At 71.7% G+C, this 21,125-nt stretch carries 19 protein-coding genes and 1 riboswitch; of the genes, 12 read left to right on the forward strand and 7 right to left on the reverse strand.

Annotation, left to right across the window (positions count from 1 at the left end):
* Nucleotides 1-2: 2 nt before the first annotated feature.
* Together ACFYUS_RS01030 and rocD are read right to left on the reverse strand one after the other, a co-directional pair.
* Nucleotides 3-695, reverse strand: a complete 693-nt coding sequence (locus ACFYUS_RS01030; RefSeq protein ID WP_388844244.1) for a polysaccharide deacetylase family protein — start codon at nt 693-695, stop codon at nt 3-5.
* A 79-nt stretch (nt 696-774) separates the two neighbouring features.
* Nucleotides 775-1,980 (reverse strand): ornithine--oxo-acid transaminase, encoded by a 1,206-nt coding sequence (rocD, locus tag ACFYUS_RS01035; protein WP_388844246.1) that lies wholly within the window; start codon nt 1,978-1,980, stop codon nt 775-777.
* A 115-nt stretch (nt 1,981-2,095) separates the two neighbouring features.
* A riboswitch (ZMP/ZTP riboswitch) is annotated at nt 2,096-2,186 on the forward strand.
* A gap of 61 nt (nt 2,187-2,247) precedes the next feature.
* Between rocD and glyA the strand changes: the two genes are divergently transcribed.
* From glyA to ACFYUS_RS01050, 3 genes are all read left to right on the forward strand, one after another.
* Nucleotides 2,248-3,516 (forward strand): serine hydroxymethyltransferase, encoded by a 1,269-nt coding sequence (gene glyA, locus ACFYUS_RS01040; protein ID WP_388844248.1) that lies wholly within the window; start codon nt 2,248-2,250, stop codon nt 3,514-3,516.
* A 364-nt stretch (nt 3,517-3,880) separates the two neighbouring features.
* A complete protein-coding gene (gene trpS / locus ACFYUS_RS01045; protein ID WP_388844250.1) occupies nt 3,881-4,894 on the forward strand; it encodes a tryptophan--tRNA ligase in 1,014 nt (337 codons plus the stop codon).
* A gap of 104 nt (nt 4,895-4,998) precedes the next feature.
* Complete coding sequence (locus ACFYUS_RS01050; protein WP_388844252.1) at nt 4,999-5,589, forward strand: 2'-5' RNA ligase family protein; 591 nt, start codon at nt 4,999-5,001, stop codon at nt 5,587-5,589.
* On the opposite strand, the gene ACFYUS_RS01055 is transcribed toward ACFYUS_RS01050, so the two are convergent.
* Nucleotides 5,590-6,345 (reverse strand): decaprenylphospho-beta-D-erythro-pentofuranosid-2-ulose 2-reductase, encoded by a 756-nt coding sequence (locus ACFYUS_RS01055; RefSeq protein ID WP_388844254.1) that lies wholly within the window; start codon nt 6,343-6,345, stop codon nt 5,590-5,592.
* 12 nt (nt 6,346-6,357) lie between these two features.
* The gene (locus tag ACFYUS_RS01060) at nt 6,358-7,734 is read right to left on the reverse strand and encodes an FAD-binding protein (RefSeq protein WP_388844256.1); all 1,377 of its coding nucleotides are present in this window, start codon (nt 7,732-7,734) and stop codon (nt 6,358-6,360) included.
* Between the two features lie 194 nt (nt 7,735-7,928).
* On the opposite strand from ACFYUS_RS01060, the gene ACFYUS_RS01065 reads away from it, so the two are divergent.
* From ACFYUS_RS01065 to ACFYUS_RS01075, 3 genes are all read left to right on the forward strand, one after another.
* A complete protein-coding gene (locus ACFYUS_RS01065; RefSeq protein WP_388844257.1) occupies nt 7,929-8,531 on the forward strand; it encodes a phosphatase PAP2 family protein in 603 nt (200 codons plus the stop codon).
* A 23-nt stretch (nt 8,532-8,554) separates the two neighbouring features.
* Complete coding sequence (locus ACFYUS_RS01070) at nt 8,555-9,478, forward strand: decaprenyl-phosphate phosphoribosyltransferase (protein ID WP_388845944.1); 924 nt, start codon at nt 8,555-8,557, stop codon at nt 9,476-9,478.
* A 64-nt stretch (nt 9,479-9,542) separates the two neighbouring features.
* Nucleotides 9,543-10,403 carry a YihY/virulence factor BrkB family protein gene (locus tag ACFYUS_RS01075; RefSeq protein ID WP_388845947.1) on the forward strand — a complete coding sequence of 287 codons (861 nt, stop codon included), beginning with the start codon at nt 9,543-9,545 and terminating at the stop codon, nt 10,401-10,403.
* Here ACFYUS_RS01075 and ACFYUS_RS01080 read toward each other — a convergent pair.
* On the reverse strand, nt 10,375-11,712 hold the full coding sequence (locus ACFYUS_RS01080) for a D-alanyl-D-alanine carboxypeptidase family protein (RefSeq protein WP_388844258.1): 1,338 nt from the start codon (nt 11,710-11,712) through the stop codon (nt 10,375-10,377). The genes ACFYUS_RS01075 and ACFYUS_RS01080 overlap by 29 nt on opposite strands.
* 263 nt (nt 11,713-11,975) lie before the next feature.
* Between ACFYUS_RS01080 and ACFYUS_RS01085 the strand changes: the two genes are divergently transcribed.
* Nucleotides 11,976-12,896, forward strand: a complete 921-nt coding sequence (locus ACFYUS_RS01085) for a hypothetical protein (protein WP_388844259.1) — start codon at nt 11,976-11,978, stop codon at nt 12,894-12,896.
* Nucleotides 12,897-12,944: 48 nt separating this feature from the next.
* Here ACFYUS_RS01085 and ACFYUS_RS01090 read toward each other — a convergent pair whose 3' ends face one another.
* A complete protein-coding gene (locus ACFYUS_RS01090; RefSeq protein WP_388844261.1) occupies nt 12,945-13,181 on the reverse strand; it encodes an SCO4848 family membrane protein in 237 nt (78 codons plus the stop codon).
* A 116-nt stretch (nt 13,182-13,297) separates the two neighbouring features.
* Between ACFYUS_RS01090 and ACFYUS_RS01095 the strand changes: the two genes are divergently transcribed.
* Together ACFYUS_RS01095 and ACFYUS_RS01100 are read left to right on the forward strand one after the other, a co-directional pair.
* Nucleotides 13,298-14,539, forward strand: a complete 1,242-nt coding sequence (locus ACFYUS_RS01095) for a metallophosphoesterase (RefSeq protein WP_388844263.1) — start codon at nt 13,298-13,300, stop codon at nt 14,537-14,539.
* Between the two features lie 194 nt (nt 14,540-14,733).
* Entirely contained in the window at nt 14,734-16,287 is a 1,554-nt protein-coding gene (locus tag ACFYUS_RS01100) for an ABC transporter substrate-binding protein (protein WP_388844265.1), read from the forward strand.
* 15 nt (nt 16,288-16,302) lie between these two features.
* Here ACFYUS_RS01100 and ACFYUS_RS01105 read toward each other — a convergent pair whose 3' ends face one another.
* Nucleotides 16,303-18,291: a transposase gene (locus ACFYUS_RS01105; protein ID WP_388844266.1), complete on the reverse strand. Its 1,989-nt coding sequence runs from the start codon at nt 18,289-18,291 to the stop codon at nt 16,303-16,305.
* Between the two features lie 759 nt (nt 18,292-19,050).
* On the opposite strand from ACFYUS_RS01105, the gene ACFYUS_RS01110 reads away from it, so the two are divergent.
* From ACFYUS_RS01110 to ACFYUS_RS01120, 3 genes are all read left to right on the forward strand, one after another.
* A complete protein-coding gene (locus ACFYUS_RS01110) occupies nt 19,051-19,596 on the forward strand; it encodes a UTRA domain-containing protein (protein WP_388844268.1) in 546 nt (181 codons plus the stop codon).
* Nucleotides 19,596-20,363, forward strand: coding sequence for a GntR family transcriptional regulator (locus ACFYUS_RS01115; RefSeq protein ID WP_388844270.1), 768 nt, complete (start codon nt 19,596-19,598; stop codon nt 20,361-20,363). Before ACFYUS_RS01110 ends, ACFYUS_RS01115 begins: the two co-directional genes overlap by 1 nt.
* A 242-nt stretch (nt 20,364-20,605) precedes the next feature.
* Nucleotides 20,606-21,016 (forward strand): hypothetical protein, encoded by a 411-nt coding sequence (locus ACFYUS_RS01120; protein ID WP_388844272.1) that lies wholly within the window; start codon nt 20,606-20,608, stop codon nt 21,014-21,016.
* Nucleotides 21,017-21,125: the final 109 nt, after the last annotated feature.

Below are 21,125 nucleotides of genomic sequence, written 5' to 3' on the forward strand. Positions count from 1 at the left end.
GGTCACTCCGGTACGTAGTCCCGCAGCGGCGCCGGCGTCAGGCCCGCCGCCTCCGCCGCGTCCAGGGCCCGCGTCAGGTCCTGCGTCACCGTCTCGTTGAAGTGCAGCAGGATGATGTCGCCGGCCTTCAGCGACGGGGTCGGCGGGGTCCACCGTCCCCAGGTGGTCATGTCGTACGTCCAGGTCACCAGGGCCTTCGCCCCGCAGGCACGGGCGGTGGTCCGGGTGGTCGCGTCGTACGTGCCGTACGGCGGGCGCAGCAGCCGCGGACCGTCGCCGAACTGCGCGAGGTGCTGGTCACGGGCCCCGCACACCTCCGCCTTCTGCCCGGCGGCGTCGAGGGCGGTCAGGTCCGGGTGGCCGACCGTGTGGTTCTCGACGCGGGAGCGGCCCTGGTCGAGCAGGGTGTGGAAGTAGCCGGAGTCGTACGAGTAGGCGCCGGGGAGCAGGAAGAGCGAGGCGGGCACCCGGCGGTCGAGCAGCAGCTTCGCGGCGGCCGGGTCGTGGTACCAGCCGTCGTCGATGGTGAGGAAGACGACCGGGTCGGTGGTCTCCACGCGGGAGACCACCGGGACGGGCTCGGGCCAGGCCGCCTCGGCGGCGTGCGCGGGTCCGGCGACCGCGCCGAGGAGCGCGAGCGGGACGAGGGCGGCGAGCGCGGCACGCACGGCGTGACGCAGACGGAGTCTCGGCATGGCCGCATCATTGGCCTAGACCAAGTCCGGTGTCAATGCGCCGAGTTGAGCGCACGCCACCCTCTTCGGACGGACTCCGTCAGTCCGACAGAACCCCCCTCAGCTGCTCCAGGCCCCAGTCCAGGTCCTCCTTCGAGATGACCAGCGGCGGAGCGATCCGGATCGTCGACCCGTGCGTGTCCTTCACCAGGACCCCGCGCCCCATCAGCTTCTCCGAGATCTTCCGGCCCGTCCCCTTCGACGGCACGATGTCCACGCCCGCCCACAGCCCGCGCCCGCGCACCGCCTCCACCGCGCCTCCGCCCACGAGCAGCCCCAGCTCCGCGTGGAGGTGCTCGCCCAGCTCCGCCGCCCGCTCCTGGAACTCGCCCGTCCGCAGCATCGCGATCACCTCCAGGGCCACCGCGCAGGCCAGCGGGTTCCCGCCGAACGTCGACCCGTGCTCACCCGGCCGGAACACCCCGAGGACGTCGCGGTCGGCCACCACCGCCGACACCGGCACCACCCCGCCGCCCAGCGCCTTCCCCAGGATGTACACATCGGGCACCACGCCCTCGTGCTCGCACGCGAACGTCCGCCCCGTCCGGCCCAGGCCCGACTGGATCTCGTCCGCCATGAACAGCACGTTCCGCCGGCGGGTCAGCTCCCGCACCCCCGCCAGATAGCCGGCCGGCGGGACCAGGACCCCCGCCTCGCCCTGGATCGGTTCGAGCAGCACCGCCACCGTGTTCTCGGTGACCGCCGCCTCCATCGCGGTCAGGTCCCCGTACGGCACGATCTCGAACCCCGGTGTGTACGGCCCGAAGTGGTCCCGCGCCTCGTGGTCCGTCGAGAAGCTCACGATCGTCGTCGTCCGGCCGTGGAAGTTGTTCGCCGCGACCACGATCTTCGCGTGCCCGTCCGGCACGCCCTTCACCTCGTACCCCCACTTCCGGGCGGTCTTCACGGCCGTCTCGACCGCCTCCGCCCCCGTGTTCATCGGCAGCACCGCCTCCTTGCCGCACAGCTCCGCGAGCTGCGCGCAGAACTCGGCGAAGCGGTCGTGGTGGAAGGCGCGCGAGGTCAGCGTCACCCGCTCCAGCTGCGCCTTCGCGGCGTCGATCAGACGCCGGTTGCCGTGCCCGAAGTTGAGCGCCGAGTACCCGGCGAGCATGTCGAGGTAGCGGCGGCCCTCGACATCGGTCATCCACGCGCCGTCCGCCGAGGCGACGACGACCGGAAGGGGGTGGTAGTTGTGAGCGCTGTGCGCGTCGGCGGAAGCGATCGCGTCTTCTGTCCTCGACACGGGATCTCCGTTCGTCCTGCGGCTCAGGGGTGACCCAGGGGCTGTGGCCCCTTTCTTATCGTCGCTCGCATGCCGGACCGGGAAACCTCGGCGACGGCGCGCCCGCTAGTCTGGAAACACGCACGGCGACTGGCGTACGGGGAAGAGACCCCGGGGGAGCCGCGCGCGCTCCCTTACACGAGGTGCCGCTCGCCTGGGCATCACGGGCCCCTGGTCCCGTGCACACCTCAGTCCCGGGACCGTCCGCCGCACGCCCGGAGGAACGACATGACCACGTCCCCGCAGCACCCCGCGCTCGCCGCCGCCGACCCCGAGCTCGCCGCCCTCGTCGGCGCCGAGGAACGGCTCCAGGCCGAGACCCTGCGCCTCATCCCCAGCGAGAACTACGTCTCCGCCGCCGTCCTCGAAGCCTCCGGCACCGTCCTCCAGAACAAGTACAGCGAGGGCTACCCCGGCCGCCGCTACTACGAGGGCCAGCAGAACATCGACCAGGTCGAGACCCTCGCGATCGAGCGCGCCAAGGCCCTCTTCGGCGTCGACCACGCCAACGTCCAGCCGTACTCCGGCTCCCCGGCCAACCTCGCCGTCTACCTCGCCTTCGCGCGGCCCGGCGACACCGTCATGGGCATGGCCCTGCCCATGGGCGGCCACCTCACCCACGGCTGGGGCGTCTCCGCCACCGGCACCTGGTTCCACGGCGTCCAGTACGGCGTCCGCCAGGACACGGGTCTGATCGACTTCGACCAGGTCCGCGAGCTCGCCCTCAAGGAACGCCCGAAGATCATCTTCTGCGGCGGCACCGCGCTGCCCCGCACCATCGACTTCGCCGCCTTCGGCGAGATCGCCCGCGAGTCCGGCGCCGTCCTCGTCGCCGACGTCGCCCACATCGCCGGCCTCATCGCGGGCGGCGCGCACCCCTCCCCGGTCGGGCACGTCGACGTCATCTCCACGACCACCCACAAGACCCTCCGCGGCCCCCGTGGCGCCATGCTCATGTCCACCGAGGAGCACGCCAAGGCCCTCGACAAGGCCGTCTTCCCCGGCCTCCAGGGCGGCCCGCACAACCAGACCACCGCCGCCATCGCCGTCGCCCTCCGCGAGGCCTCCCAGCCCTCCTTCCGCGACTACGCCCACGCCGTCGTCGCCAACGCCCGGGCCCTCGCCGAGGCCCTCCTCGCCCGCGGCTTCGACCTGGTCTCCGGCGGCACCGACAACCACCTGATCCTGATCGACCTCACGCCCAAGCAGGTCCCGGGCAAGATCGCGGCGAAGGCCCTCGACCGGGCCGGGATCGTCGTGAACTACAACACCGTCCCCTACGACCCCCGGAAGCCCTTCGACCCCTCCGGCATCCGCATCGGCACCCCCTCCCTCACCTCCCGCGGCCTGGGGGTCGCACACATGCCGCAGGTCGCCGAGTGGATCGACCGTGCCGTCACCGCCGCCGGAACCGGCGACGAGGACGCCCTCCACGCCGTCCGTGCCGAGGTCGCCGACCTGATGGCGGCGTTCCCCGCCCCGGGCCTCCCGGTGTAGCGCGACTCCGGCCCACGCCTGCCGCCCGGACGGCAGGCGTGGCCCGGGACGCCCTCGGCCCCCAGCCCTCGGCCCTCAGCCCTCGGCCCCAGCCCTCGGCCCCCAGCCCTCGGCCCCCAGCCCTCGGCCCCCAGCCCTCGGCCCTCAGCCCTTGGCTCTCGGCGACGGCCGATTCCCGGCCCGGGCCGACCGGCTCCCGAAGAACGCCCTCGGCCCGCGCCCGTACGTCCGCCGCCGGTTCCCCCTCCGAGCGCTTCGAGCACTTCGAGCACTTCGAGTGCTTCGCGTGCGATGTGTGTTTCTCGTCTCACGGGCCGCGATGCCACGTCCGGTACCGGGGCCGGCACCTGAGAGAATGGGGCGCATGGCCTCTGACAGTCCCCGTGTGCTCTCCGGAATCCAGCCCACCGCAGGCTCGTTCCACCTCGGCAACTACCTCGGCGCCGTCCGCCAGTGGGTCGCGCTGCAGGAGACGCACGACGCCTTCTACATGGTCGTCGACCTGCACGCGATCACGGTCCCGCAGGACCCCGCCGAGCTGCGCGCCAACACCCGGCTCGCCGCCGCCCAGCTGCTCGCCGCCGGTCTCGACCCCGAGCGCTGCACCCTCTTCATCCAGAGCCACGTCCCCGAGCACGCCCAGCTCGCCTGGGTCATGAACTGCCTCACCGGCTTCGGCGAGGCCTCCCGGATGACGCAGTTCAAGGACAAGTCCGCCAAGCAGGGCGCCGGCAACGCGAGCGTCGGCCTCTTCACGTACCCGATCCTCCAGGTCGCGGACATCCTGCTCTACCAGGCCGACCAGGTTCCGGTCGGCGAGGACCAGCGCCAGCACATCGAGCTGACCCGCGACCTCGCGGAGCGCTTCAACGGCCGCTTCGGCGAGACGTTCACGATCCCGGCCCCGTACATCCTCAAGGAGACGGGGAAGATCTACGACCTCCAGGACCCGACGATCAAGATGAGCAAGTCGGCGTCCTCGCCGAAGGGCCTGATCAACCTCCTGGACGACCCGAAGGTCACCGCGAAGAAGGTCAAGAGCGCCGTCACCGACACCGACACGGTGATCCGCTTCGACCCGGAGAACAAGGCCGGCGTCTCCAACCTGCTCGCCATCATGTCCACGCTCACCGGGACCTCCGTCGAGGACCTGGAGAAGAGCTACGAGGGCAAGATGTACGGCGCGCTGAAGACGGATCTCGCCGAGGTCATGGTGGACTTCGTCACGCCGTTCCGGGACCGCACCCAGGAATACCTGGACGACCCGGAGACGCTGGACTCGGTCCTGGCCAAGGGCGCGGAGAAGGCCCGTACCGTCGCCGCCGAGACGCTGGCGCAGACGTACGAGAAGATCGGCTTCCTGCCCGCCAAGCACTGAGCCGAGCGCCGAGTCCAAGGACCCTGGCCCAAAGGGTGGTGCCTGCCGCACACTGGCGGCTGGCACCATCCGACACAAGTCGACCGACAACGGAGGAGAACGACGTGGGGACCGTAACGCTCGGCGTTTCGATCGCGGTCCCGGAGCCCTACGGCAGCCTGCTCCAGGAGCGGCGCGCCGGCTTCGGGGACCCGGCCGCGTACGGCATCCCCACGCACGTCACCCTGGTCCCGCCGACCGAGGTCCCCGAGGAGCGGCTCCCGGAGATCGAGGCGCACCTCGCGACCGTCGCCGCCGACCACCAGCCCTTCCCCGTGCGCCTCGAAGGCACCGGGACCTTCCGCCCGCTCTCCCCGGTCGTCTTCGTGAAGCTGGCGGAGGGCGTGCCCTGCTGCAACGGGCTCCAGCAGCGGATCCGGGACGAGCAGGGCCCGCTCGCGCGCGAGCTGGCCTTCCCGTACCACCCGCACGTCACCGTGGCGCACGGCATCTCCGAGGAGGGGATGGACCGGGCGTTCGAGGAGCTCGCCGGCTACGAGGCGGCCTGGACCTGCCGCTCCTTCGCGCTGTACGAGCAGGGCCCGGACGGGGTCTGGCGCAAGCTGTACGACTACGAGTTCGGCAGCGGCCGCCCGATCTCGGCGGTCCCCGCGCAGGGCGGCAGCCCGGTGGACACCCCGACGCCCACCGCCTAGTCACACCGGCAGGCGCCGGAACAGCGGCCTCGGCAGGTGCCGTACGGCCGCCATCACCATCCGCAGCGCCCCCGGCACCCACACCGTCTCCGAGCGCCGCCGCAGCCCCAGCTCGATCGCGCCCGCGACCGCCTCCGGGGTCGTCGCGAGCGGCGCCTCCGCGAGCCCGGCCGTCATCTTCGAGCGCACGAACCCGGGCCGTACGACCATGACGTGCACGCCCGTGCCGTGCAGCGCGTCCCCGAGGCCCTGCGCGAAGGCGTCGAGCCCCGCCTTCGACGAGCCGTAGACGAAGTTGGCGCGGCGGGCCCGCTCGCCCGCCACCGAGGACAGCACCACCAGCGAACCGTGCCCCTGCGCCTGGAGCGCGCCCGCGCACACCAGACCGGCCGAGACGGCGCCGGTGTAGTTGGTCTGCGCGACCCGGGCGGCGGCGACCGGATCGGACTCGTCGCGCGCCTGGTCGCCGAGGACCCCGAAGGCGAGCAGCACCATGTCGATGTCGCCCTCCGTGAAGACCTTCCCGAGCCGCTCCTCGTGCGCCTCGGTGTCGAGTGCGTCGAAGGGCACGGTGCGCACGTCCGCGCCGAGCGCGCGCAGCGAGTCGGCGGCGGCCGTGAGCGCGGGGGAGGGGCGGCCGGCCAGCCAGACCGTGCGGGTGCGGCGGGCGATCAGACGGCGGGCGGTGGCGAGCCCGATCTCGGAGGTGCCGCCGAGGACGAGCAGGGACTGCGGGGCACCGAAGGCGTCCTTCATGGTGGGTCCTCCTCAGAGGGCGAGACGGCGGGCGAGGTCCGAGGTGAAGACGGACCGGGGGTCGAGCGCGGCGCGCAGCGCCCGGAACTCGTCGAGCCGGGGGTACATCGCGGCCAGGACCTCCGGCCGGACCCGGGAGTCCTTGGCGAGGTAGACCCGGCCGCCGGCGCCCGCGACCTCCTCGTCGAGCGCGTCCAGGAAGCGGCCGAGGCCGGGGAGGCCGGTGGGCAGGTCGAGGGCGAGGGTCCAGCCGGGGAGCGGGAAGGACAGCCAGCCGGGGTCGCCCGCGCCGAACCGCTTCAGGACGGCGAGGAAGGACGGGCAGCCCCGGTCCGCGATCCGCCGCACGATCCGCCGGAGGGCGTCCTCCTGCCCGTACGGGACGACGAACTGGTACTGGACGAGGCCGCCGGGCCCGTAGATCCGGTTCCAGTGCGGGACCCCGTCGAGGGGGTGGAAGAAGCCCGGCAGCGACTGGAGCCTGCCCGTCTCGGCGCGGGGGGCCCTGCGGTACCAGAGCTCGTTGAACAGTCCGACGGACGTGCGGCCGAGCAGCCCGCCGGGGACGTACGGCGGCGGGGCGGGCAGCCGTCCCGGCCGGAAGGCGAGCGGATCGCGGCGGGCCCGGTGGCGGCGGGGCAGCGCCTCGTACGGGGCGTGGTCGCCGCGCGTCAGGACGGCGCGGCCGGTGGCGGCGCCCCGGGCGAGCAGGTCGATCCAGGCGACGGAGTAGCGGTACGCGTGGTCGCCGTCCGTCAGCCGGGCCATCAGCCCGTCGAGGTCGGGGACGCGCTCGGTGTCCACCCGCATCAGGGAGGTCTCGACGGGCAGCAGCCGCAGGGTGGCGGAGAGGATCACCCCGGTCAGGCCCATGCCGCCGGTGGTGGCGTCGAAGAGCGGGGTCCCGGGCCGCACGGTCCTGACCTCGCCGTCGGCGGTGAGGAGTTCGAGCGCGGTCACGTGCCGGCCGAAGGAGCCCGAGACATGGTGGTTCTTGCCGTGGATGTCGGCGCCGATCGCTCCGCCGACGGTCACGTACCGGGTGCCGGGGCTCACCGGGACGAACCACCCGAGCGGCAGCAGCTCCTCCATCAGCCGGTGCAGACTGACCCCCGCCTCGCACGCGACGAGTCCCGCGGCCGCGTCCACGCCCAGGATCCGGTCGAGCCCGGTCATGTCGAGAACGGCCCCGCCCGCGTTCTGCGCGGCATCCCCGTACGCCCGTCCGAGCCCCCGCGCGACCGCCCCCCGGGCCCCGCACCCGAGCACCGCCTCGACGGCCTCCGCATGCCCCCGGGGCCGGTACACGCGCGCGAGGCTGGGGGCGGTGCGGCCCCAGCCGGTGAGCGCTTCGCAGTCGTCGTCCAGGACGCGGGTCTCGACAGCCATGACGGTGACCGTATCGCCGTGTATGTCGCGTATGCCGGTATTGAAGAGCGGTTCGTCGAAATGGGTGATGAGCAGTTCATTGGAACGGGTGATTGAACGAGTGTCATGAAAGAGGCTCGGCGCCCTCGCGCGCGGCCCGCGCCAGAGTCATGTCGACCGCCCGCAACCTCCAGTCCCGACAGGGAGCACCACGGATGCGCAACCCAGAACCATCCGCCCCCGAGCGGCCCGGCGGGGCCTCTGCCGAGCGGGGGTGCGAGCCCCGCTGGGTCTCCGCCGAGCGGCGGCTGCTCGGCTCCCTGCGGGCCTGTGGGCACCGGCCCGCCGTGGCCGTCGCCGCGCGGGGCCTCTCCCTCGGCGGTGAGCACGGCGCCCTCTGGCTGGCGGCCGGGCTCGCCGGCGCCGCCTTCGACCGCCCGCGCCGGAGCGGCTGGCTGCGGGGGACCGCGCTGATCGCCGGGGCACACCTGGCGAGCATGGGCGTCAAGCGCCTCGTACGGCGGCCCAGGCCGGCCCCGGAGACGTACGAGCCCCTCGTCCGTACGGCCGGCCGGCACTCCTTCCCCAGCTCGCACGCGACCTCGGCCGCCGCGGCGGCCGTCGCCTTCGGCGCGCTGCACCCGGCCGCAGGCCGGCTCGCCGCCCCGCTGGCGGGCGCGATGTGCCTCTCCCGGCTGGTCGTGGGCGTGCACCATCCGAGCGACGTCGCCGCCGGCGCGCTCCTGGGCGCCGCCACGGCGGTGGCGGGCCGCCGCCTCCTGACCGCCACGCGCGCGCGTGGGGACGTCCCCACGTGAGCGGGCGCACCGGGGCGGCCGCCGTGCTCGACGCGCCCGCCGCCGTACGGGACACGCGCGCGCGTGCGCACCGCGGGTGGGCGCTCGGGCTGGTGCGGACCGCCCGGCCCCGGCAGTGGGTCAAGAACGTCCTCGTCCTCGCCGCGCCCGCCGCCGCCGGACGGCTCGGCTCCTGGCAGACCGGGGCCCGACTCGCCCTCGTCTTCGCCCTGTTCACGGCCGCCGCCTCCGCCGTCTACCTCCTCAACGACGCGCGCGACGCCGAGGCCGACCGCGCCCACCCGGCCAAACGCCACCGCCCCGTGGCCTCGGGGCAGGTGCCCGTCGCCCTCGCCACCGGCACCGGGGCCCTCCTCGCCCTCGGCTCCGCCACCGCCGCCGCGCTCCTGTGCGGCCCGCTGACCGCCGCCCTGCTCGTCGCGTACCTCGTCATACAGGTCGCGTACTGCCTGCGCCTCAAACACGTCCTCGTCGCCGACCTCGCCGTCGTCGCCACCGGCTTCCTGATGCGGGCGATGATCGGCGGGGTGGCGCTCGGCATCCCGCTGTCCCGCTGGTTCCTCATCACGACCGGGTTCGGCGCGCTGTTCGTGGTCGCCGCCAAGCGGTACTCCGAGGCCGTCCAGATGGAGGGCGCCGAGGGGGCCACGCGCGCGCTGCTCACCCAGTACACGACGGGCTACCTGCGCTTCGTCTGGCAGCTCGCGGCCGGCGCCGCCGTCCTCGGCTACTGCCTGTGGGCCCTGGAGACGGGCCCGGCGGAGACCTCGCTGCCCTGGCGCCAGCTCTCCGTGGCCGCCTTCGTCCTCGGGATCCTGCGGTACGCGGTCTTCGCCGACCGCGGCACGGCGGGCGCCCCCGAGGACGTCGTGCTGCGCGACCGCCCGCTCGCCGTCATCGGCTGCGCATGGGCCGTGCTGTACGGGATGTCGGTCGCGGGTCTGTGAGCTCCGCCGGGGGATTCTCGTACCGGGTGATCCGACGGCGCGAGGAATGGACGGAACGTACGACATGGACTGGCTGACCAAGCTCCCCGTCATCGGCCCGTGGGTCGCCCGCCTCATGCGGACCCACGCCTGGCACGCCTACGAGACCCTCGACGAGGCGCACTGGACCCGGCTCGCCGCCGCGATCACCTTCATCTCCTTCATCGCCCTGTTCCCGCTGATCACGGTCGCCGCCGCGATCGGCGCCGCGCTCCTCAGCAAGGAGCAGCTCGACAAGATCGAGACGAAGATCGCCGACCAGGTGCCCGGCATCTCCGACCAGCTCGACATCGGCGGGCTCGTCGCGAACGCCGGCACCATCGGGCTCGTCGCCGGCGTCATCCTGTTCTTCACGGGCATCAGCTGGATCGGCTCGATGCGGGAGTGCCTGCGCGCGGTCTGGGGACTCGACGCCATCGAGGGCAACCCGATCCTTCTCAAGGGCAAGGACGCGCTGATCCTCCTCGGCCTCGGCGGCGTCGCCCTCGCCTCGCTCGCCGCCTCCTGGCTCGGCTCCACCGCCGTCGGCTGGAGCGCCGACCGCCTCGGCATCTCGGGCGAGGGCGCGGGCGGCTACCTGCTCCAGGCCGCCGCCGTCCTCGTCGGCGTCGTCGCCGACTTCCTGATCCTGCTGTACGTGCTGACGCTGCTGCCGGGCGTCGAACCGCGCCGCCGGGACCTCGTGGTGGCCGCGCTGATGGGCGCGGTCGGCTTCGAACTCCTGAAGCTGCTCCTCGGCGGCTACATGAAGGAGGTCGCGGCGAAGTCGATGTACGGGGCGTTCGGCGTCCCGGTCGCCCTGCTCCTCTGGATCAACTTCACCGCGAAACTGCTGCTGTTCTGCTCGGCGTGGACGGCTACCGAGTCACGTCGGAGGACGACTTAGACCCCGGCTCCGACTCCGACCCCGACCCCGATTCCGGCTCCGGCTCCGGCTCCGGGGAGTCCCCGGGACGGCGACCCCGAGCCGCCGCCCCGGCCAGCGGCCAGCGGCGGTTGACCAGGAAGACCGCCCCGGCCAGGAGGACGAGCACACCGCCCGCGACGGCCAGCGCGATCCCGACCCCGCCCGACTTCTCGGCGGCGGCCGTCGCGTGGACCGGCCCCTCGGGGGCGTTCTTGCCGGGCGCGGGGGCCGTGCCGTCGTCGGGGGCGGTGGGCGTCGTGCGCTCCGAGCGGGGCGGCACCAGCTCGCCCACCGGCGTCACCTTCCCCGAGGCCGCGAAGCCCCAGTCGAGCAGCCGGGCGGCCTCCTTGTAGACCGCGTGCTGCTCCTTCGAGGAGGGGTTCATGACGGTGACGAGCAGGACCCTGCCGTTGCGCTCGGCGACCCCGGTGAAGGTGGCACCCGCGTGCGTGGTGTTGCCGTTCTTGACCCCGGCGATGCCCTGGTACGGGGCGACGCCGATGTCGCCGGTGAGGAGCCGGTTGGTGTTCTGGATCTCGAAGGTCTCCCGCTTCTTCCCCGGCTTGGCCTCACCGGGGAAGGCGGCCCGGGGCGTGGCGGCGTACTCGCGGAAGTCCGCCTTCCGCATCCCGTTGCGGGCGATGAGTGTCAGGTCGTACGCGGAGGAGACCTGCCCCGGGGCGTCGTACCCGTCCGGCGAGACCACGTTGGTGTCCAGGGCCTGCAGCTCGGCCGCGTGGTCGTTCATGTCCTTCACGGTCTGCCGGATCCCGTTGTTCATGCTGGTCAGCACGTGCACGGCGTCATTGCCGGACCGGAGGAAGACGCCGAGCCACAGATCATGGACGCTGTAGGTCTGCTTCTCCTTGATCCCCACCAGACTGGACCCGACCCCCATCCCCGCCAGATCGGCATTGGTCACCAGATGGTTCTGCGTCTTCGGGAACTTCGGCAGCAACGTATCGGCGAAAAGCATCTTCAACGTCGACGCCGGCGCCAGCCTCCAGTGCGCGTTGTGCGCCGCCAGCACCTCCCCGCTCTCCGCGTCCGCGACGATCCACGACCGCCCCGACAACTCCTTCGGCAGCACCGGAGCCCCCGCCCCCAGCCGCACCTGCGTCCCCGGCTTGCTGAGCAGCGCCCCGCCCACCTTCGACATCATGGCGGGAGGCTTGGGCTGCTTGTCCTTCCCGTCCTTCCCGTCCGCATGAGCCGCGGGCGCGGCAACGACGAGCGGTAGAAACACGGCAGCAGCGACCGCCCAAGCGGTCTTCTTCGAAGCAGACACGATCGAGAACGTACAGGCCCACCCAACCGATCCGAACCCCGGCAGGCGGTTCGCCCTCCTGCCGTCCACCCGGACGCGGGGGTCCTCCTGGTTCCTCCGCCGACGGCGGGGCACGATCCGGCGGGGAACCGGAGCGAGGGGGAGCTTGATCGGACGTGTTCGCGTGTGCCGGGTGCGGCACGGTGCTGACGGCGCCGGTGTCACGGGTCGCCCTCCCCGACCACACCCACCACGGGGGAGGGGAGGAACTCCACCCTCCGCTGATGGAGCCCGCGACGTACGCCGTCGATCCCCGGCCCACCGGACCGCCCCGGCGGCCGTGGGAGGAGGTCGGCGAGGAAGCGGCCGCCCGGCAGGGCGTGTACGCCCCGGTGCCCTCCGTCTCCTTCGGCGCGCGGAACAGGATCGTCGTCGCCCCCGGCGACTCCCGGTCCATCGCCCTGATCCCCGACAAGTGCGAGGGCCACTGCCAGGGTGTGGACGGCCGGGCCGGGCCCAACCTGGCGTGCGAGGGGTGCGGGCGGGCGGTGGCGACCCGCCTGGACGACTGCGGGGTGTGGCAGGCGGTGTGGCCGGAGCCCGCCGCGGTGGTACGCCGCGCCTCGGGGCTCCCGGCCGGTCCGGCGCCCGGCTGGGACGACCTGGAACGTGCCGGGCACCGCGTCCCGCCCGTCGAACCCGACGGGTCGTGGAGCCGCCGCTGGCAGGCGGCGGTCGGGGTCGCGCTGGCCCACCTCGTGGTGGCCGCCGAGGGCCGCCCGGCGATCCTCCCCGCCGGTCCTGTCGCCGAACTGCTCGGCCACGCCGTCGACCGGTACCTCCCCGCCGGGCCCGGAGGCCGGTCCGTGGGGCTGGCCGGCCCAGGGATCCGCACGCCCCGGCCCCGTCCCGACCTCCTCCTCGTCCCCCGCCACCCCCTCACGGGTGCGCCCTGGCGCCCGCCCGGCGACGAGGGGGAGGCGGTGCCGTTGGACAGCGGGGTCTGGGCGTACCTCGCCCACCCGGGCGAGACCTCGCCGATGCCCGCGACCGGGGTGCTCCCGGAGGGCGTCCTGCGCGACGACTATCCGCTGCCGCGGCACCCGTTGACGCCCCATCACGGGGCCTTCAGGGACACCCTGGCCGGACTGCCCGCCGTACGCGCCCCCGGGCTGCGCGGGTATCGCGACACGTACGGCCGGTGACCCCGGGCCCCGTCCGCGGGCCGTGTCCCGTGGCGTACGGCCGAGGGCCTACTTCCTGCCCGCTCGGACGCCCCGGAGGCCGATCACGCCGACGGCCGTCCCCAGGACGAACGACGTGATCGCGAGGGCGAGGTGGACCCAGAAGTACGCCGTCGGGTCTCCCGCGTCGTCGAAGGCGAGACCGCTTCCGTCCTTCCAGAGGTTCTTCGCGAAGGTCACCCAGATCACCCAGGACCAGACGCCGAACGCGAGCAGGAACCAGGAGGCGCGGCGGCTGAGCTTCATGGGGGGTCCTTCGGAGTGGGCGAGTTCTTTCCAGCCAGTATCGAACCGTCCCCGCCGGGCCCTGCAGGCGGGCCTCTGTACGCTACGGCTGGAGCGAGGGGGAAGGCGGCGCAGTCGTGTTTCTGGTGTTTCTGGTCGTGGCGCTCGTGCTGCTCGGTGCGGTGCACTGGTACGTGTGGCGGCGTCTGGTGAGGGACGTCACGGAGCCCCGGAGCCGGGGGCGCCGGATCGGTACGGGCGTCGTCGTGGCGCTGCCGCTGCTCTCGGTCGGGGCGCTGGTGTCCTCGCAGCTGGGGGCGCCCTTCGTGGTCCAGCAGGCGGTCGCGTGGCCGGGGTTCCTCTGGCTCGCCGTGCTCCTGTACCTGGTGCTGGCGCTGCTGGTCGGGGAGGCCGTCCGGCCGTTGCTGCGGACCTGGGCGGCGCGGCGAGCGGTGGCGCCCGTGCCTGCGCCCGTACCCGTGACCGTGCCCGCAGCCGGGGAAGAACAGGGCGAAGGGCGGGCCGAGGCCGTGGAGGCCGCCCCCGCCGATGTCTCCCGGCGGCTGTTCGTCTCGCGGGTCGTCGCGGGTTCCGCGGCCGCCGTCGCCGTCGGGACCGTCGGGTACGGGACGTACGGGGTGCTGCGCGGGCCGCGGGTGAAGCGGGTCACCGTGCCGCTCGCGAAGATTCCGCGGGCCGCGCACGGGTATCGGATCGCCGTCGTGTCCGACATCCACCTCGGGCCGATCCTGGGCCGCGCCCACACCCAGCGGATCGTGGACAGCATCAATGCCACCCAGCCCGATCTGATCGCCGTCGTCGGTGACCTCGTCGACGGGACCGTGGAGAACCTCGGTCCGGCCGCCGAGCCGCTCGCCCGGCTCCGTGCCCGGCACGGTTCGTTCTTCGTGACCGGCAATCACGAGTACTTCTCGGGGGCCGACGCCTGGGTCGACCATGTCCGCGAGCTCGGGCTGCACCCGCTGCGGAACGCGCGCGTGGAGATTCCGGCCGGCTTCGACCTCGCGGGCGTCGATGACGTCGCGGGGGAGAGCGAGGGGCGGGGGCCCGACTTCGGGCGGGCGCTCGGGGACCGGGACCGGGCCCGTGCGGCGGTGCTGCTCGCGCACCAGCCGATCGTCGTGCACGACGCCGTGCGGCACGGCGTGGACCTGCAGCTGTCCGGGCACACGCACGGCGGCCAGCTGTGGCCGGGGAACTACCTCGCCGAACTGGCCAATCCGACGGTCGCGGGGCTGGAGCGGTACGGGGACACCCAGCTGTACGTGTCGCGGGGTGCGGGCGCCTGGGGGCCGCCGGTCCGGGTGGGGGCGCCGTCCGACATCACGATCGTCGAACTCGCGTCGAAACAGGCCTGAAACGGACGATGTCACTCCCCGCGTAGAGACCGATACGTGCTGCTCATCGACTTAAAATCTCATATCCCGGACATATACCTGTGATGTGAAAGTTTTCCCTTCCCCCTGTGAAACCCGTGTGATGAGATTCAGCCATCGCGGCGTTTCCGGGGGCCGTCGCATCTGGGGTGGTACCAAAAAAAGGAAGCACGGCAATGCGGTCGACGGTCCGTCTGCGGATCCTCATCACTTGTGGAGTACTGGTGGCCGCCGGAGTGGGGGGCTGGCAACTTCTGCCCTCCGACGCGGCCCGGACCGATCCGATCACGATCGGAACGACCGACGAGGTGACATCGCTCGACCCGGCCGGCGCGTACGACGCCGGTTCCTGGGCGATGTACAGCAACGTCTTCCAGTCACTTCTGACGTTCAAGCCGGGCCTCACGCAGCCGGTTCCGGACGCGGCCGAGAGCTGCAAGTTCCTGGGCTCCGAACTCACCACGTACCAGTGCACGCTCCGCGACGACCTGTCCTTCGCCAGCGGGCGCAAGATCACCGCCGAGGACGTGAAGTACTCCTTCGAGCGGATGCTGCGCATCAAGACGGACGTCGGTCCGCAGCCGCTCTTCCCGATGCTGAAGAACGTGTCGGCCGAGGGCCGTACCGTCACCTTCCACCTGAGCGGCCGTGACGCCACGTTCCCGCTGAAGGTGGCCACGGGCGCCGGCTCGATCGTCGACAAGGACCAGTACCCGGCCGACAGGCTGCGGACCGGCACGGCGGTGGACGGCTCGGGGCCGTACCTCCTCAAGCAGTACAAGGAGGGCGAGTCCGCGCTCCTGGAGCCCAACCCGAAGTACAAGGGCGCCATCACCAAGGCCGCCCACACCGTCCTCGTGAAGTACTACGGCCAGTCCGAGCAGCTCGCCGCCGCCTGGAAGGCGAAGGAGGTCCAGGTCACGCACCGGCAGCTCCCGCCGAACTTCATCTCGTCGCTGGAGACCAAGGACGGGACCCGGATCACCGAGGCGGAGAGCGCCGAGATCCGCAACCTCAACTTCAACGTCCGGCCCGGCTCGCCCATGGCGAGCAAGGCCGTCCGCCAGGCCGTCGCCGCCGTCATCGACCGGCCGGCGATCACCGAGGGCGCCTACAAGGGCACGGTCGAGCCGCTCTACTCCCTCATCCCGCAGGGCTTCGTCGGCCACAGCACGGCCTTCTACGACGTCTACCCGGAGCCGAGCAAGGAGAAGGCCGAGTCCCTCCTGCGGAAGGCCGGGATCCGGACGCCGGTGGAGTTCACGTACGGCTTCCGCAAGGACGCCACGTACGCCGCCGAGGCCGCCGAGATCAAGCGGCAGCTGGAGGAGACCGGCCTCTTCAAGGTCAAGGTCGTCGAGGCCGACTGGCAGAGCTTCCAGAAGGGGTACGCGAAGGGCGACTACGACGCCTACCCCGTCGGCTGGCTCCCCGACTTCCCCGACTCCGACAGCTTCACCGCGCCGCTCGTCGGCACCAAGAACACCCTGCACAACGACTTCTCCAGCAAGAAGATCGACGCCCTGATCGCCTCGACGCAGCAGTACGGCGACCGGGGCCGGGCGACGAAGGACTTCACGGAGATCCAGGACCAGGTCGCCGTCGACGTCCCGCTCGTCCCGCTGTGGCAGAAGAAGGACTACGTCCTCTCCACGGACGCGGTCACCGGCTCCCAGTACCTGACGGACGGCACGGGCATCTGGCGCCTGTGGGAGCTCAGCTGGATCTAAGACTTGTTCCATGATTCACCAGAGGGTGAGCTGCGGACTGCACGCCGGTCGGGTGCCGGGCGTTCCAGCGTGGTCGCGTGTGTTGCGCGGCTCATCTGGGGTTGCTCGGTCCCGTCGTTCGGCGGTTCGGTGAGCAGAGGCCCCGCTCTGACGCGGGACTGCCACGCGACCAGCACCCCGAGGGATGTTCTGGCACGGTGTGGTTGACTCACTCAGGGCTTCTTCCAGCCCTTCTCCGTACGTGATCTGTGCGTGTCGCGACCGGGCGGAGTCCAGCCGGGCGGTCTTGGGGGCGTCGGGGTCGGCCAGGTCCACGAAGGCGGTCAGGGCGGCGGAGACAAGGTCACGCTTGCCGGTGAGGCCGCAGGCGATGCACTTGTGTTCCCGGTCCCGCAGCGCCTTGGTCACGCGCTTGCCGCACAGGCAGTGCTGCGACAGCGCGGTGGACCAGGTGGAAGCGCGCGCGAGACGTCCACCTGCGGCCTTGCACTCGGTCTCCAGGGCGGAGATCAGCATGCCGGGTGTGGTCTGGGAGAGGCACTTGCCCCACAGCCGGTACCAGGTACGGATGTCGCAGTCCTCCACCGTGAGGTGGGGTCCGTGGACGGCGACGATCTCGCGGGCGACGGCGCGGGCGCGGTGACGCCGGCACTCGGCCGCGGAGGCGGCTGCTTCGGCCTGTCGGGCGCGCAGCTCCCGATAGCCGTGGGACAGTCGGTCGCGGCGGAACGCCTGCTTCGGCACCCCATCGGACCGCGCATCGCGGCCACCGCCGGGCATCGTCACGGTCTTGGACGTCAAGCCCCGAGAGGCCCGGCGCTCAGCCCGTGCTGTCTGTCGCTTGGACAGGCCGTACTGCGCGGCGTTTGTCGCCCGGCGCGACCGTTCCAGCGCCCGAGCTCGACCCCGCCGCTTCTTCGCCTCCCGCTCCAGTCGCACCCGGTCCTCCTCGGTCAGCACGATCTCCGAGGACTCCGGGGCACCGTCGGCAGGGTCCAGGCTGGCGGGGAAGGAGACGACGGACAGGTTCGAAACGTTGCCGTCCACTCCGCCGACCCGGTCCAGCCCGGCAGCGTGCTGCCGCATCTGACGGACGGCCGGGGAAGCATAGCCAGGGCCGAGCACCATCAGGTGCGCCTCATACGCCCAGCCGCCTGGCGCGCTGGCCTTGCGGCGGCGTACGAGGTCCACCTTGTGCCAGCGGGCATCAGCCTCAAGGAAGTGCCGTACGCGGTCCTCCTGGCCCGGCCCCTGCGGGATGCGGACGGGCAGGACGAGGTCACCGCGCCCGCCGTCCGGACCGCCCGCGAACACCACGGCGAGCGGGCCGGTGTGATCCCACCAGGTGGCCTTGCGCGGCCCCCTGTCGGTGGGGATCCTGCCGTCCGGCTTGGCCGGTGTCGGCATCCGGCGCGGCTGCATCAGGGTGCGCCTGCCGCCGTCGGTGTAGGCGATGGCGTGGCCCTGGAAGGTGCCGACGAGGCGGAAGGTCTCCCACTTGTTCATGATGGTGTGGGAGCGGGCACGGCCCGGAATCCGGGTGAAGTCGTACCAGCGACCCACGCGGGGGCGGCCGTGGCGGTTTCCCGTGCTGTCGGCGAACAGGTGCCGCTGTACGCCGTTCCACACCTCGTCGGCCATGTGCATGGCCAGGGCCTTCGAGGCGTGGTGCTTCAAGTGCCCGGACGATTCGAGGTGCCTGTAGGCGCAGCGTTCCAGGGCCTCGCGGGACAGGCCGAGGCGCTGCCGTACGGCCTTGGCTCCCTGCTCGTTCCGCTCACGGAATGCGGCCCAGTACGCGTCGACCCTGGCGCGGGCGTCGCGCTGGACGGCCCGCTTGACCGACCACATCGCGCCGAACAGCTTCTCCAGCCGGGCCAGGTCTGCCGGGTCGATGACAGCCAGCGGCAGCACCATCACGGACACAATCCCGTCATCGGGCCTGGTCCATTTCGGTGCCTTGTTCTTCCCCCGGCACATCCGCTGCGCCTGGGTGTACTGCATGACCATCACCTCCCTTCAAAATTGGCCGTGTTGATGCTCTGTAAGCCCTTAGCGCGCGAACATGCTCCAGAAGGCTCCCGCCGCGCCCCTCGTGTCCGATCTGGCCATCCCTCGTTCTGAGGGGAGCGGGCCGCTGACGTACTGCCAAGGGGAGTACCGCCGACTGGGGTGACGGCGGCGCGTGGCGGCTCGCATGGCACCCATCCCTTGGTTGCGCTCTTGGATAGCCGAGGCCCCTGGATCTCGCGCGCGTCATGAATCTGGGCCCCCTTCCGAGGGCTCCTCGGCGGGCGATGCCTCACTCCACAGGGCGGGTCCGATGTTGTCGACCGCCGTCGTCCAGGCGGCGCCGGTGGCGGGCTGGACGTATGCGATACGCAGGAGCCGGCCGCCGTGCCACTCGTGAACGACGGCCGTCAGCACTCCTTCACCTCGGCTGGCGATGTCGCGAACCCTCCGGTGAAGGAGGGGGTGACCATCCCCGCCCTCGACGCCAGACGCATTCACCGTTCGGAATCCTCGCAGGCGTCGAACCACCGGTCGAGGAACTTCTGCCACCCGGCCTCGGCGCGAGCTCGGAGAGCCGGGCTCAAGCCTTCCGGCGGTACGGGAACACCATGCTGCGCTTCGTCAGCATTCGTAGCTTCCATGTCGGCAACCTTAAGCGCAAACGACTTTAAGTCGCAAGCGCTTAAGGTCAAGTTCCCGGTGGGAGCGAGCAAGTAGGGTCACTGACAACAGTGAGTCGGAGGTAGGAACATGTCGGGCGATGCATGGATCAGCGAGACCGCGCCGTACCTGGCCCCGCGCAAGCCCGGTCAGAGTGACGCGTGGACCGATGAGGCCGCTCGCCGTGGACGTCGTGGCGGCCAACGGCTCCTCCAGGCGGGAGAAGTGGACGCCCCCGAAGCCGTCCGCACCGCCCTGCGGTTGTCGGCGGCCGAGCGCGTGATCGTCAGGCGCCGGTTGATCCTGCTCGACGACCAGCCCGTGGAGCTGGCCGATTCCTACTACCCCGTCGCCATCGCCGGGGGCACCCCCTTGGCCGAACCGCGCAAGGTGCCCGGCGGCGCCGTCACGCTGCTCAAGGAGCTGGGGTACACCGGAGCCGAGGTCGTGGAGGACGTGAGTGCCGCCCTCGCCGCCACGGAGGAGGCCGAGCACCTGGGCCTGCCGGAGGGCAGCGCTGTCCTCCGTCTACTCCGCCTGACACTGACCGCCGACGGGACACCGATGGAGGCCTCTCTGATGACCATGCCGGCGGACAGGCACCTCACCTATCGGTTCGGGAAGCAGGGCGCGTGATGGCGAAGGAGTTCACGGATCCGAGATCGCCGCACCAGAAGATCGCGGCGGAGCTTCGTCGGCAGATCACTCGCGGAGACCTCCCTCCTGGAAGCAAGCTGGGCTCGACGGCCGAGCTGATGGAGCAGTACGGCGGTGTGGCCAATACGACCATCCAGAAAGCCCTCCAGATGTTGAAGGCCGAGGGGCTCCTCGAAGGGCTCCCGGGCAAGGGCGTGTACGTGCGGCAGCACGCGCAGCAGTCCGTCGAACCGATCGCCTACATGAGGCCGGCCGGACCGGACGAGCCCTACCCGTGGATGTCCGAGGCCGCGAAGCGGCAGCAGGTCGGCAGGGCTCAGCTCCTCGCCGTCGAGGTCATCGTCCCGCCGAAGGAAGTCGCCGAAGCCCTGCAGCTGGAGGACGGCGAGCAAGCCGTACTCCGCAAGCAGATCCTCTTCCTGGACGAGGAGCCGACGGAACTCACGAGGTCGTACTACCCGCTGGGCCTGGTCGAGGGCACGGCCGTGCTGGAGAAGAAGCGGATCCGGGGCGGCACACCGGCGCTGCTCGACTCGATGGGCTTTCCTCCGCGCGAGTTCGTGGACGAACTGTCGTCCGAGATCCCGACGGAGGAAGAGGTCGTGGCGCTGGAGCTTCCGAAGGACATGCCGGTACTGGTGGCCTTCCGGGTGGTCTACTCCGACGCCCGGCGTCCGATCGAGGTCACGCTGATGACGAAGGCGGCGCACCGTTACCGGATGCGCTACAGGCTGCCCGTGGCGTAGGTGCGTCTTCGCCGGCCTCTCTGCGACCATGCCCGACCAGGTCACCGGTCACCGACTGCTGATCGGCGACGGCGCCTACCGCAGCGCATCCGAGGTCTGTCTAGGGCAGCCTCTTTTGGCCCCGCTCCGACGGCGTCGTCTGGCCCCGGCTGAGGAACGGTTTGGAGTGGCTCCACCTGGGCCGTGATGACGGCAATGCCCCTCCTGGACATCCTGTCTGACCGCCTTGATACAACCTCGTCATGACGTACCGATTCACCGCCCGCGTCGCCACCACGGAGATCGATCCTGACGGCTACTTCACCGAGGCCGCTCTTGCGGAGGGCGAGGACGGCAGCGGCTTCATCCTGATGTTCATGGCGGGCGAGGAAGAGCCCGACGCCCAGGAGGCCACACTGGGAATGGACACGCACTGCCTCGTCACCGCTGGCCAGGGGACAGCCTACGGATGCGTGCGCGAAGCCGTCCTGGATGGCAACGTCCTCCGCATCTCGCTGGATCCCGAGGCGCTGGAAAGTCTTGGGCTGGACGAGGGTGAGATCGAGGCCGTCATTGAGGCTCCGACCGAGGACGTCATCCGGTTCCGCGAGGTCCTCGCGCAGGTGCTCACCTACGGGCGGGCGGACGCCGTGCCCACACGGCTGGCAGTCTGACGAGAGGGGTGGGGCCAAATCACGCCGTCGGAGACAGTCCGAAAAACCGGAACCGCCACGTCCCGGAACAAGAAGTCGACGACCCCACGACCTCGCCGCACGGGTTGAA

Origin of the sequence: Streptomyces sp. NPDC004284 (assembly GCF_042874035.1) — a bacterium.
Taxonomy (GTDB): domain Bacteria; phylum Actinomycetota; class Actinomycetes; order Streptomycetales; family Streptomycetaceae; genus Streptomyces.

Excerpts from the sequence above, each read along its gene's own strand:
- ACFYUS_RS01030 (WP_388844244.1), bottom strand. The coding sequence starts at position 695 with ATGCCGAGACTCCGTCTGCGTCACGCCGTGCGTGCCGCGCTCGCCGCC.
- glyA (WP_388844248.1), top strand. The coding sequence starts at position 2,248 with ATGACCACGTCCCCGCAGCACCCCGCGCTCGCCGCCGCCGACCCCGAG.
- trpS (WP_388844250.1), top strand. The coding sequence starts at position 3,881 with ATGGCCTCTGACAGTCCCCGTGTGCTCTCCGGAATCCAGCCCACCGCA.
- ACFYUS_RS01055 (WP_388844254.1), bottom strand. The coding sequence starts at position 6,345 with ATGAAGGACGCCTTCGGTGCCCCGCAGTCCCTGCTCGTCCTCGGCGGC.
- ACFYUS_RS01060 (WP_388844256.1), bottom strand. The coding sequence starts at position 7,734 with ATGGCTGTCGAGACCCGCGTCCTGGACGACGACTGCGAAGCGCTCACC.
- ACFYUS_RS01065 (WP_388844257.1), top strand. The coding sequence starts at position 7,929 with ATGCGCAACCCAGAACCATCCGCCCCCGAGCGGCCCGGCGGGGCCTCT.
- ACFYUS_RS01075 (WP_388845947.1), top strand. The coding sequence starts at position 9,543 with ATGGACTGGCTGACCAAGCTCCCCGTCATCGGCCCGTGGGTCGCCCGC.
- ACFYUS_RS01085 (WP_388844259.1), top strand. The coding sequence starts at position 11,976 with ATGGAGCCCGCGACGTACGCCGTCGATCCCCGGCCCACCGGACCGCCC.
- ACFYUS_RS01090 (WP_388844261.1), bottom strand. The coding sequence starts at position 13,181 with ATGAAGCTCAGCCGCCGCGCCTCCTGGTTCCTGCTCGCGTTCGGCGTC.
- ACFYUS_RS01100 (WP_388844265.1), top strand. The coding sequence starts at position 14,734 with ATGCGGTCGACGGTCCGTCTGCGGATCCTCATCACTTGTGGAGTACTG.
- ACFYUS_RS01105 (WP_388844266.1), bottom strand. The coding sequence starts at position 18,291 with ATGCAGTACACCCAGGCGCAGCGGATGTGCCGGGGGAAGAACAAGGCA.
- ACFYUS_RS01110 (WP_388844268.1), top strand. The coding sequence starts at position 19,051 with ATGTCGGGCGATGCATGGATCAGCGAGACCGCGCCGTACCTGGCCCCG.
- ACFYUS_RS01115 (WP_388844270.1), top strand. The coding sequence starts at position 19,596 with ATGGCGAAGGAGTTCACGGATCCGAGATCGCCGCACCAGAAGATCGCG.
- ACFYUS_RS01120 (WP_388844272.1), top strand. The coding sequence starts at position 20,606 with ATGACGTACCGATTCACCGCCCGCGTCGCCACCACGGAGATCGATCCT.